Genomic DNA, 11,726 nt, shown 5'->3' with positions numbered 1-11,726 from the left:
GACATTCGATCAAAAACGGTCCAACCAGCGCCGCACGCGCTGAAGTCGATGTTCGGGAATCAACACCGTAGCGACTCGTCGCACCCCCGGCAGACGATATGCGTAGCGCAGTCGCGCCTGCAAGCTCTCCTTTAGCGCATCCATCAGGAACCCCGGGCGCGCCCGCCAAGACCTCGCGAATCGCAGAAAGTCGGATTTCGACGTCGCAGCAGGTTCAATTGGCGCCCAGACCTGCAGATAATCCGTCTCATAGGAATATGCGCTCTTCGTGGCGGGCGTGAGCCTCGCTGCTTCTGTCCGGTCGTCTTCGCCTCGCGCGGCAAGCTGCACAAAAAAATCATTCCACTCTCGAGCCTCGGTATCCCAGGGTAGCAGCCAACTTCCGTTCCGCCCTGCGAGCCGGTCATGGAACGCACCAATATCCGTCGCTGCAATCGGGAAACCAAGGCGCATCGCGGCGCTGAGCGTGTAGCTGTAGGTCTCCGGCCATTGCGCAGGAAACCAAAGAAGATCCGGCGTCATGCGAGCCAGAAGATCGTCCAGCTCGGCGTCCCTGTAAGACCCGTGAACATATAGTGCAGCCCGTGGCGCTTGCGCGAGCGAGCGATAAGCCTCTCCCAGCAAAAGAAATTCGATCGGCAATTTGCGAACGGTTGCGTCCTGTGCGCAACTTTCGAGCAGGTCTGCACCCTTCGGTGGATTCAGCGTGCCGAGTACGGCAATCCGCAGCTTTCCCTTTCCGGTGGAAATCCGAACTGGCGCACGTGGAACCATTGAAGGTTCCGGATGCGGGGCAAGCACAATCCTGGCTTCGGGAAAATGGCGCATCAAGCGCTGCCCTACGCCAGCGGTTGGCACAAACACCCGAGCGGCGCCCTCGATAAATTTGCGGTAACGGTATCGCCAGCCCGATATGTCCTCGCGCAGGGGCGTAGGACGAACTGACAGGCATCGATCGCAACCCGCGTCGTCCGGTTCGCCGCAGTAGCGGAAATGCTCGGACGTAAGCGTAATTTGGGGACAGAACGAGAAGTAATCGTGCGCCGTGTAGTCGTAAGGCACACCCAAATCTCCCGGCAGAAGGCTGAGATTCCACGGAAGGCGAACTGTATGATGAAAATGTACGCGTTGAATGCGCACTGCCCGAAGAAACGTTACGAGCGGGGTTATTTCCCTTACGGGGTCAAAAAACAGCTCTGCGGGATATCCGGCCATTCCATGCCTGATGCGGAGCAATCCACCCTTTGCCGGCACCATGCGGAAGAAATCCGCCTGATCCCGCAGCAGGTGCGTGAGATCGCTTACATGGCGCTCAACTCCACCGCCCAGTCCATGTTCAATCATCAGGATGACCGGACGCATGGTCGACACCGTTAACTTCCCGAGGCAATGCTCTTGCGCACGAAGAACCCGTCCACCTGCACCGTTTGACCGGTGTTCTGATTTACATAGCCCGGGAATATTGCGAACAGCACGTAGCCCAGAGACTCTATTTCTCGTCGCATTTCATCGAACAACAACTGTCCGGCATAGAGCGGAACCAAAGATAGCTCGACTTGAATCGCCGAGATGCGATTCATGATTCCCGTAGCTCCACGCAGGACTCGATCTTCGTACCCCTGGGTATCGATTTTGAGCAGCACGGATTGCATTCCCTGCATGTAGTCTCCAGCGACCTGGTCGACCCGACGCAAAGGCGACAACTCGCTTCCTATGAAGCGGGAACCGGGTGCAGCCGATTCATGTTCAGAAAGCATGTCCAGTACGGAACTGCTCTGCGAATTCCCCGCAACCCGGATCGTTACCTCGCCTTCTGCATCGCCAAGAGCCATGCGCTGCGCAACCTGCCAGTGCGCATCGCCTCGAGCGGCTTTCTGCAGTTGTGCATGAGCGCCAGCCAAGGGTTCGAACGAGACGATTCGGCCCCGGTATCCATGAGCGCGGAGCGCCATGGCATATTGCCCGCTGTTGGCACCAACGTCGATTATCAGATCTATACCAGCATATTGCAGTAGGCACTGTAGCTGCGCGGCGGTCGAGGTCTGCACCGCATAACGGCCAATCTGGAAACCTGCTTTACGGAGTAAGTTCTTGATGGCTTCCTTCATTCCGGGTCCCGAATATGCGAAGGTGCAACGGGGCGATTCGCGTATGACTCCAAGGTCTTCCGAAAAGCAAACTGAGAATTTTGTGCCGTACGGTTGGAATGCCCGCGGTTTGGCGCGTTTTTTCGGATCACCGGGCTTTTCGCATCAGCCATCGGGCCGCTCGCCTCAAAAAGGACGGACGAATGGAGCGATAATAATCTGCGAACGCCTCGAATGCGATTGTGTCTTCGCGAAGCGGAATGCGTTCGACCCGAACAGGATCATGCGAGATTTCCACATCGAATTCGTCGGTCGCGTAGCTGTGTGTCCCGGTCTCGTCGAATCCGATATTCCGCACCAGTGAACGCCCGGGGTATAGCGTCAGTCCCCCCTTCAATAGTGCCGAAGCCTGCCATCTGATGGCCCATGAGTTGATTTGGCCGTCGATCTGTTGCTTGAGCATGCCGGTATAGTCGTACGCCCCATTGAAATCAAAACGCCGAAGCAGTCGTTCGCGAGTCAGCTTTTGGAGCAATTCGACGCCGTCCGCCTCGAATTGTCGCCACGCGCGGGACCAGGTCGCCCAGCCCCAGCAATCGGCGCCCAACAAAAAGAACGTTTCGGGCAGGCGGATCTTAACGGGGAAAACATAACCGTGAATACTGAATACGCTTTCGTCCCCCTCGTAGATTTGCAGCGCCGTATTCATGTAATCCAGGAATGAGGACGACACTACCAGATCATCCTCGAGAACTATCACCCGGCCAAATGCTTCGCATGTTTCCGTGACGCCATTTATGACGGATCGCGAAAGACCAAGATTCGCAGCCTGCTCCACGACCTTGAGCGATTTAAATCCCGAAACGGAGCGGCCAATTGATCGCACTTCCTGAACCGCGGCTTTATCGTCGAAAGTTTTCGGACCATCGCAATAGATTATCAAATCACTCTGGGAAGCGAGACGATTGCTCTTTAGCGCATCGATCGTGCGCTGCAGGTGCACCGGGCGGTTGTATGCGAACAAACAGATGGGCGCTGTATTCAAGGCCGATGATTTCACCGATCTTGTCAATCACTACTCACGAGTGATTGTGCGTTGATACCCTTGAGGGAATTGCACCGTTCTACGGCTTCCTGGAAGGTTTTCAAATATTGGGGAATGACGACTTGAGGCGACCATAGCTGCACGGCTCGGGAGCGGGCTTCACTGCTCAGCGCGCCATAACGTTCCCGGGATTCGAGCATCCAACCGATGCCATGCGCCATGTCGTCCATATCAAAGGGCTTAGCCAGATAGCCGGTTTTCCGGTGGTCGACCACGTCGGGCATTCCTGTGCAATTGAAGCCCGCGACTGGAATGCCACATGCCTGCGCCTCGGTACCGACTTGCGGGAGGTTGTCCTCCCGCGAGGGAACAACAACGATATCGGACAGATTATAAATCAGGGCCAATGTCTGCTGATCGTATATCCGGGGAATCCAGTGCGTCCGGAATGGCAACTTCGGATTTCCCGGGTGCTCCGCTTGCCCGAAAATGCAGATCTCAATGTCCGACGCAATTGCATGGGAGGCAAGCTTGTCGAGCAGGGATATGAACAAATCGCCGCCCTTTCTCAAATCCCTGAGGAGGTTGTAGGCACCGCAGGTCACCAGTTTTTTGGTCGTATTGATATTGAAAACCTCCCTGCAGAACTGCTTTCGCAGGGGTTTGAACAATCCCGTATCGACAACGTTCGGAATAACGCTTATATGCCATGAACGCGCCACCTCGCTCAATTTGACTTGATCCGCCATCCATCGACTGGGACAAACGATCGACATGCCACGATTCCAGGCATGTTGCTTTCTCCTCTTAACCCACTTGTCGACCGCAACCGAAACCCGCTCCCCTGAGGTATTTGCGTGGGCTTTGCTCCGGTGCCCGGAAGTGTGGTTGTCGTCGTAACCGTACTCATAGTGTCTGGCACCGGAAATCGGCCAAAGGTCCTGCGATGTCCAGACCACGGGCTTTTCGATTCTACCGATATCGCGAATGGACAAGGTTTCCTGACCAACCCATTGCAGGTTGACTACATCCACATCCATGCTGTTTATTTTCGCGGACCACCGGGAAGGCAGCACGTTCAGCGACAAAGTATTACCGTCATCACTTCCGAAAAGCCGCTGCAATGCCACCCCGGATTTATCGCGCAGCATGGACACCCATTTGCCTAGGCGCGTAACCGGCCCGATCGTGGAATCGTCATTTCCTTCCATCACGCGAACAAGCATTTGCGCGTTCACGCCTTGCCGGCACAGATGACGGTAGAGCAACGACGCGGCCTTATAGGCACCCCGCTCGCCGTTACTGTGAGATACGACCAGAACCTTAGGCCACACTTGCAACCCCGCTAATGTTGGTCGAAAGCGTTGACCGTTTCGATGACATACTGGATTTCGTCATTCGACAGGCTGGTGAACAACGGCAATCTCACCAATCGTCCCGCGTGATCTTCGGTGTTTGGGCACGCAACGCCATGCTTGCCGACTTTCGTGCCATACGGAGAGGAATGCAGGGGAATGTAGTGAAACGAAGCGCCAATATTCTTCGCCCGCAGATATTCAATGAACTTCGCCCTGATTTCCCGAGTTCTCGTCTTCACAAAGAAAAGGTGGCCATTGTGATCGCAATGCGCCGGAGGATTCATGATTTCGAGGGATTCGTTCTTGAGCCCGTTATCGTACAGTTTCCATAATCGCAGGCGGCGCCTGGTGACATCGTCCATGGACAGCAACTGCGCATGAAGAAAGGCGGAGCTTATTTCGCCGGGCAGAAAACTCGAGCCGATATCGACCCAGGTATATTTGTCGACAAGGCCCAGCGTGAATTGCTTGCGATTGGTGCCTTTCTCCCTGATTATTTCCGCGCGTTCCAACAGAGCTTTGTCATTGACGACCAAGGCCCCGCCTTCCCCGCAATGCAGATTCTTCGTTTCGTGGAAACTGAAGGTCGAAAGATGGCCCGCGGTTCCCAGCGGATCGCCTTTGTAGCGCGCACCTATTGCCTGGGCCGCATCCTCGATAAGCCAGATGCGATGCCTGTCCGCTATCTCCCTGACGCGATTCGGCGCGCATCCGACGCCACCGTAGTGGACGATGAGGATCGCCTTCGTCTTACTGGATATGGCCTCCTCGATCCTGGTTTCATCCATGTTCATGGTATCGGGGCGGACATCCACGAATACCGGTACCGCACCCCTGAGCACAAAGGCATTGGCACAGCTCACAAACGTGAAGCTGGGCATGATGACTTCATCGCCGGGCTCAATGTCGATCAAAAGTGCGGCCATTTCCAGGGCGGCGGTGCAGGAAGGGGTCAGTAGCGCGGTTCCTGTTCCCATCGACTTGCTGATCAGGCTTTCGCATTGCTTCGCAATCGGGCCGTTGCCGCTGTAGGGCCCGGTTTCGACCACTCGCCGCACAAAGGCGGCTTCTGTCCCTGTCAACGTAGGTTTGTAAAACGGGATTTTGTTTGTAGTCACGGAATTTCAGGCCGGATGATGGCGAGCACTCGCGAGTTTGGCGAAGATCTCAGGCAGCGGATCATGATGCCAGATTCCGATTTTTCATGGCTTGGCGCTGATCTGCTTCTCGAAAACGCCAACCCAGCCGTTGGTCTTGCCGATCGACCGGGCGCTGACCAGGTATGCGACTGCGGCAATGAAATCCAACGCGATCAGGGCAAATCTCCACGGCGAGCGGACGTAACGCGAGCGGGAATGGCTTATGCGCAGCGGACTGCGCCGGAACCAGATGTCACGCAACGCGAGTCTGTTGCGAGCGTAGTACTGGACCTGGGCGGCTCCATCGCCGAATACCATCAGAATCCCGGTCGGTTGATACGGCTTGACGTGATCGAAATCATCGTAGAAATAGTCGCTCATGAGCGGGGTCGCTACGATCAACCGTCCGCCCGGCTTGAGGCGATCCAGGTAGGAATCCATGAAGGCCAGCAGATCGGCGGGGCTGAAATGCTCTATCACATGGGCCATCAGGATGACGTCGAACTGTTCCGTTGACTGCTTGAACTCCTCGGCCGTCCAACAACGCAATCCGGCTTTGCGGTTGGCTTCGACGATCTCCGGATTTATTTCGACACCGGCGGCATCCCATCCCGAAGAGATCATCAGCCGAAGCATCCGCCCATACCCGCAGCCGACGTCGAGCACGCGCACGCCCGCATCGGTTCCCGTCGTCCTCAGCAGGCGAATGATGTGACGCGCCTCTCCATCCAGATGTTGTGTGCTTTGATGTAGAGATCGCAGTAAGGCCAGCATGATTTACCAAACTCCACACAGTCGGGCAATTGTACCTTTCGCCGCCAGATGCGGGACCGGCTGGCGCCCGGATTGCGCCGATTCGACGGGCATGACTAGTGTATTCTCTCGGTCCATATTTTCGAATACCGAAGTCAGGAACGTGCTCTATGGCCGCGGCAATAATCCGATTTGTACGTCTTCTGGGAGGCCGTTTCCTCATACGGCAAATTAACGAGCTGTTGCGCCGGGTAACGGCTTTCACGCATCGGATCCAATTCCTGATCGAATGGGGCGTGCAACCTACTCCAGTCTGGTTCGATCATTTTCTCGATCAGTACTATTTGTGGCGAAAATCCCGTACGCCCCTGGGTTGGGAGCGGGGGATATTCGGTTTGCTCGCAATGAAGGAGGGCGCAAAGGTTCTGGAGCTGTGTTGCGGGGATGGGTTCAATACCTATCACTTCTATTCAATTCGGGCCGGATCCATCATCGCACTGGATTACGATCCGGAAGCGATTCAATTTGCCAGACGGCATTTTGCAGCCCCGAACGTAAAGTACAACGTCGCCGATATTCGCACTTCAATGCCGTCAGGACCATTCAACAATATCGTCTGGGATGCCGGCATCGACTATCTCACGGAACAGGAAATCGACAAGGTCATGGCCGACATCAAGTCTCGACTGGCTATGGATGGAATATTGAGCGGCTATACGATTCTCGAATTCGGTGAAGGCCGATACCTTCATGGAAACCGGTACGACTTCAAATCCAAGGAAGACCTAATCCGCCTCCTGAGCCCACATTTTGCGAATGTGCGCGTGTTGGAAACAAGATATCCGTCCCGTCACAATCTTTACTTTTTCGCGGGAAACTCAGAGCTACCCTTCGATTCATACGTAGCTAAAAAAGGAGGGCGAACTTAAGACAGTCAGTTTGTATCTTAATTATTACACCAGTTTTCGTTCTTTCAGCGCTGTCACTATTTTTTAAGGGAAAGAATTGCTTTTTATTGGCTAGGTTCTTGCCGGGAGTATTCCGATAAGATGCAATTTACGCCGCGCTCGTAAGAAATACCTCCGCCAAAACTCATAAATTCTGAAACGAATTCGCGAGAATGGCTCGACTTTCACCGTATTACCCCAGCCATCCTTATCGACCTGAATGAAAATTCGAATCAGATTGGTAACGTCATACGCAATTCGATATGGTTTCTCTTCGGCACAATAAATAAGTCTGCGAATTTTCCCACGAAACAAACGGAGCAAATTCTTGGAACTCTTAATATCCGTCTGACCCAGTCTGGTAACACCGTAACCATACGGACCCGGTGTCTCAACAATTAAAAAACCATCCTTTCTGAGGACCCGTAGCCATTCCTTTGCGAGCAAGCGGACATCGTAAGACTTATTAATTACCCCGCGGGCAAAGATCAACTTAATTGAATTGTCTTCAAAAGGGAGATGATGCATATCTGCAGAAATTACAAGCTCAGGGTTAGATGAAACTAAGTCCACTCCCTTGGTGTTTCTTAAACCCAAATTTTGCCGAAAATACAGGATTTCTCCGAGCCAACGATTTCCAATACAAATTACCGGGTCTTCTAGCGCAATATTTCCGCGCATAATTTCACGGCGCACTAGATATGTCCATGGATTAGTTCGGTCCGATCCCATATAGAGCTCGTAGGAATCAGCATATATTTCGTTTTCCGGTACATCACCTATGGCGCGCAACGACCACTTAAGTTGAAACTCATTGTTTAGATCAATCGAGTTGCTTTCGTTTTTGAGGGTATGGAAAGACGGTTCCGAGTTATACAACGTCTCACCGTGAAAGGTACTACGAGGTCGAATATTGGCCAAATCCAGTTCTCTCTCATGAGCCTTGACGTAAGCAATCATATCTTCGAGGCTTACGAACTGAAAATGGGAGCAAATCAATTCAAACCACTTTTGCGCTTGCGGATCCGCAAATTGTTGGGTATTGACATCGAAGTCATGATTCTCGATGACTATATTTTCCAAGTCATCGACGTATCTGCGGCCATAAGTATCAATACAATCTGTCGGATTTATAAGGTAATCCATAAATCGCTCGATCAATTGTAGATTGTCTTTCATTTGAATTTTTCTCTTCTATTCTCGTGTCGGCATGTCTTAAAAAAGGTCAATTTAACGGTCTGACAATGACATTTCTCACAACATTTAATCCACGCTTGCAGGAAGTCACGAGACGTTCAGATGAGTAAGCTATTTTCAAAGTCAAAGTTGGCATAAACGCGTGGATATTTCTTCGCCAACTCGCCAAACTGCGGAACATGAATACGTCGAATTAAATGCCGCTTATTAGCGCCAAAAGTGCTGTTAGAGATCTCAAAAGCCAACAATAAGCGGTCACCTTTAGCGGGCATGAGCCCTTTATGAAAACCTCGACTATCCTCAGCAACTATTGTCCCACGAGGGCCAATAAACTCACGATAAGCTTCCTGACCAAAAGACTCCAAAATTGTTTCATCGGTCTGGCGTACATATCCGGGCTTTAACAAGGCGGCTGGAATGGCGCCGCTTCGGTGAGATCCTTTGATAAAGCAATGTGGTCCGCTATATTTCGTTACATCGGTAAGATAGATGAAATATCTGAGCCACCTTATTCGTTCCATATCGAAGTGGAACTGTTGCGCCGCATTGGCATCCGGTGAATTCTTGACCGGTGCGCTCCACCAGAGGCTCAGTCCCGTAAAAATGGGTTTTGATTTCAGATAATTCTGTGCAACTGTAATTAAAGATAGATCGCTCAAGAGTTGCTGGACCTCCGGGATATCGCTGGTATCGTCTTCGGTAAGAATGTATTTTGGTGCATATGGAGACTCGCGATTGTAACGGTCGTATACCTTCTCGGGCTGGGCAACAAATTCATCTCCTAAGACGAGGCAATTCGCCTTAAGAGTCTGCCGGACGATCCGTTCGCAAAAATCCGCTGGAAGGCAATTCTCAAAAACGTAATAGCCGTCGATTTCAAGTTTCTCCTGAATTTTGGCGAGATCCTGCGGTGTTAAATTCCCTAAGACCCCTGAGGACTGCGGAAGTACATAAGGTGAATGCCTGATTGATAGAACCCACGCCAAAAAGTCGTTTGTTCGGCCCTGGCTCATGACAAAGAGATTTACAAGTGCTTGTTGTGCTGTTCGTGGAGTTTCTCCTCTAAGAGCATGGATCAGTGCCCCTTTGAGGAGTCTCGCCCACTCAATGGCGTATTTTACGAGTTGAAACCTGGCCTTCAAGCGCCGTACGGCGGCTCGAATTGAAAAAGCAGGATTGAAAATATCTGAATCCATCGCTTTCCTCATCAACTATGGTTTAGAGACTATCCGCCTGATTGATCGAGTGCAAATTGCAGAGTGTTCCTCTGACTAGCAAGCAGTTGGTGTTCAATTGAGGCGCGGATCGATTCCATCTTGTCCAGTTGCTTTCAACGAGTATGGCTTCCATGCAATTGCATGCATCATAGAGCTACGAGGTCTTAACGGCTCCCGCGTTATTCTCGAGAAGTGCTTAATTGTCCGTACAGAGAACTTTTTGCGAGTAGCTCTTCGTGTGTGCCACTGGCCATGATTGTCCCTTTAGAAAGTATGTAAATACGATCGCAACCGACGATCGTCGACAGCCGATGGGTAACAATTATCATGGTGATGTGTCCGTGCAATTGATCGATTTCTGACGTCAATTCTCGCTCGGATATGGTGTCTAATGAGCTGGTGGCCTCGTCAAAAACTAGAATCGCAGGATCGCGATACAGTGCGCGAGCGATTCCAATTCTTTGCCTTTGGCCTCCGGATAGCCGCAAACCGTTCTCGCCTACCAAGGTCTCCACTCCCTCAGGAATCGATGAAATGAATTTTTCCAAGTTGGCAACGCGAAGTGCTCGCTGCAAGCGCTCAGGATTTGGCTGGTGTTCGAATGAAATATTGAACGCAATCGACTCGTCTAGCAGAGTAATCGATTGCGGCACATACCCGATCATCGATCGTATGGACTTACTGCGAAATGGATCGAACAATTTTCCGTCGCAGAAGAATTCACCTTCGACCGCGGGTTGGAGTCCGGTAATAAGGTCCAATAGCGTGGTTTTTCCAGAGCCGGAAGGACCAACAATGCCGATCGATTGCCCACGCTTGATCGTCAAATTAACGTTGGAAAGCGTCTGCATTGCACCGTAGTGGAATCCGACACCACGAAGTTCAATTACTTTGTTGAATTGGAGCGAGTCGTCATGCCGCCTACTTTCTGCCGCAACCAAATTGGTTCGCACTGACATTAGTCGTTCAACAACGGGTTTCGAGAAACGATAGGTATTTATAGAGCTAATTAACCGGGAAAATCCCGGTACAGTGCGGACCGATGCTATTGCCGCTACGCCAATCATCGGGGCAATTTTCTCAATGGGCAGTTGAAGCAAAATGTATGCAGAAGCGATAGCTACCAACCCTACTAGCACGACAAGCTCAATAGCTAAGCGCGGTAGCGCCCCGTTGAGGTTATGGCGCCAGGCGACTTCTGCATATTGTGCGGACACTTCTCTGTTCCTATCGTCAAACAGTTTTCCGAGTCCCATGATATTGATATCGCGAATGGCGCTGACAATCGAGAAGAGCAACCTGTAGCGGATATTTTCAATACGAGTCAATGCGACCCCAAGAGCCGTAGTTCTGCGAATGACCCCAAAATAGATAACTGCACAAAGCAAAGCCAACACAAATATGGACAGAATGGCGAGCATAGGCTGCGCAACAAGGAAGGCGATTAACAATAAGCCCAGGAAGAGTGCTTCGTTCAGCACTTGCGTCAGAGCTTGAAAAGCATTCGTCGCGTGCACCGTGTTCGAATAAGCAACTCCGACTAGCTCAGAAGTGGCGGTCTTTTGGAAAGTCGCATATCTTGCCCGCAAGATGTGGGAAACCATGTCGTCCGTGAGGACGGCAGTCAACTGGGATAGCGCCTTGTACTGATACCGCGTCAATATGACCTGCAATGCACTTTTGAAGACATAGAGCGCGATCAGTATGGCACTCAGCATTAGTAACAAGCTGCCGCGGTCTAGGGAAGATAGCGAATTTGGTAGCCAATCGAGAACTCTTTGTTCCGTTTGTGTGCCTGTGCTAGTGGCCACTTGAAGGTAAGGAAAGATTATGGCGATGCCGAACAAATCAAGTAACGACATTGCCACTGCCGCCCCAAGAAAGGCAGCTGTCTTATACGCACCCATGAACTGCAGGAGGAACTGCCGCACGGTGGCTATGGGTTGCGCGACGATGAGCGGGTCACTCTCAATATTTGCCATT

10 protein-coding genes are annotated in these 11,726 nt (G+C 52.0%); 1 reads left to right on the top strand and 9 read right to left on the bottom strand.

All coding sequences use genetic code 11. From position 1 onward, the window contains the following. Positions 1 to 9: 9 nt before the first annotated feature. The 6 genes from HY067_17315 to HY067_17290 all read right to left on the bottom strand — a co-directional run bounded on the left by HY067_17315 (position 10) and on the right by HY067_17290 (position 6,403). The gene (locus HY067_17315; protein MBI3529712.1) at positions 10 to 1,371 is read right to left on the bottom strand and encodes a glycosyltransferase; all 1,362 of its coding nucleotides are present in this window, start codon (positions 1,369 to 1,371) and stop codon (positions 10 to 12) included. Between the two features lie 2 nt (positions 1,372 to 1,373). Beyond that, positions 1,374 to 2,108, bottom strand: coding sequence for an FkbM family methyltransferase (locus tag HY067_17310; protein MBI3529711.1), 735 nt, complete (start codon positions 2,106 to 2,108; stop codon positions 1,374 to 1,376). 127 nt (positions 2,109 to 2,235) lie between these two features. Then, positions 2,236 to 3,132, bottom strand: a complete 897-nt coding sequence (locus tag HY067_17305; GenBank protein ID MBI3529710.1) for a glycosyltransferase family 2 protein — start codon at positions 3,130 to 3,132, stop codon at positions 2,236 to 2,238. 23 nt (positions 3,133 to 3,155) lie between these two features. Then, positions 3,156 to 4,400 carry a glycosyltransferase gene (locus HY067_17300; GenBank protein MBI3529709.1) on the bottom strand — a complete coding sequence of 415 codons (1,245 nt, stop codon included), beginning with the start codon at positions 4,398 to 4,400 and terminating at the stop codon, positions 3,156 to 3,158. 77 nt (positions 4,401 to 4,477) lie between these two features. Then, the gene (gene rffA, locus HY067_17295; GenBank protein ID MBI3529708.1) at positions 4,478 to 5,608 is read right to left on the bottom strand and encodes a dTDP-4-amino-4,6-dideoxygalactose transaminase; all 1,131 of its coding nucleotides are present in this window, start codon (positions 5,606 to 5,608) and stop codon (positions 4,478 to 4,480) included. Between the two features lie 84 nt (positions 5,609 to 5,692). Beyond that, the gene (locus tag HY067_17290) at positions 5,693 to 6,403 is read right to left on the bottom strand and encodes a class I SAM-dependent methyltransferase (GenBank protein MBI3529707.1); all 711 of its coding nucleotides are present in this window, start codon (positions 6,401 to 6,403) and stop codon (positions 5,693 to 5,695) included. A 149-nt stretch (positions 6,404 to 6,552) separates the two neighbouring features. Here HY067_17290 and HY067_17285 point away from each other — a divergent pair, with 149 nt between their 5' ends. Beyond that, positions 6,553 to 7,311: a class I SAM-dependent methyltransferase gene (locus HY067_17285; protein MBI3529706.1), complete on the top strand. Its 759-nt coding sequence runs from the start codon at positions 6,553 to 6,555 to the stop codon at positions 7,309 to 7,311. A gap of 90 nt (positions 7,312 to 7,401) precedes the next feature. On the opposite strand, the gene HY067_17280 is transcribed toward HY067_17285, so the two are convergent. The 3 genes from HY067_17280 to HY067_17270 form a co-directional block, all read right to left on the bottom strand. Beyond that, the gene (locus tag HY067_17280) at positions 7,402 to 8,508 is read right to left on the bottom strand and encodes a class I SAM-dependent methyltransferase (GenBank protein MBI3529705.1); all 1,107 of its coding nucleotides are present in this window, start codon (positions 8,506 to 8,508) and stop codon (positions 7,402 to 7,404) included. A 116-nt stretch (positions 8,509 to 8,624) separates the two neighbouring features. After that, complete coding sequence (locus tag HY067_17275) at positions 8,625 to 9,722, bottom strand: phytanoyl-CoA dioxygenase family protein (protein ID MBI3529704.1); 1,098 nt, start codon at positions 9,720 to 9,722, stop codon at positions 8,625 to 8,627. A 200-nt stretch (positions 9,723 to 9,922) separates the two neighbouring features. After that, a complete protein-coding gene (locus tag HY067_17270) occupies positions 9,923 to 11,725 on the bottom strand; it encodes an ABC transporter ATP-binding protein (GenBank protein ID MBI3529703.1) in 1,803 nt (600 codons plus the stop codon). Between the last annotated feature and the right edge of the window lies 1 nt (position 11,726).

It is taken from the genome of Betaproteobacteria bacterium, assembly GCA_016194905.1.
Classification (GTDB): Bacteria; Pseudomonadota; Gammaproteobacteria; order Burkholderiales; family JACQAP01; genus JACQAP01.
This window is presented reverse-complemented; position numbering and strand designations above follow the sequence as displayed.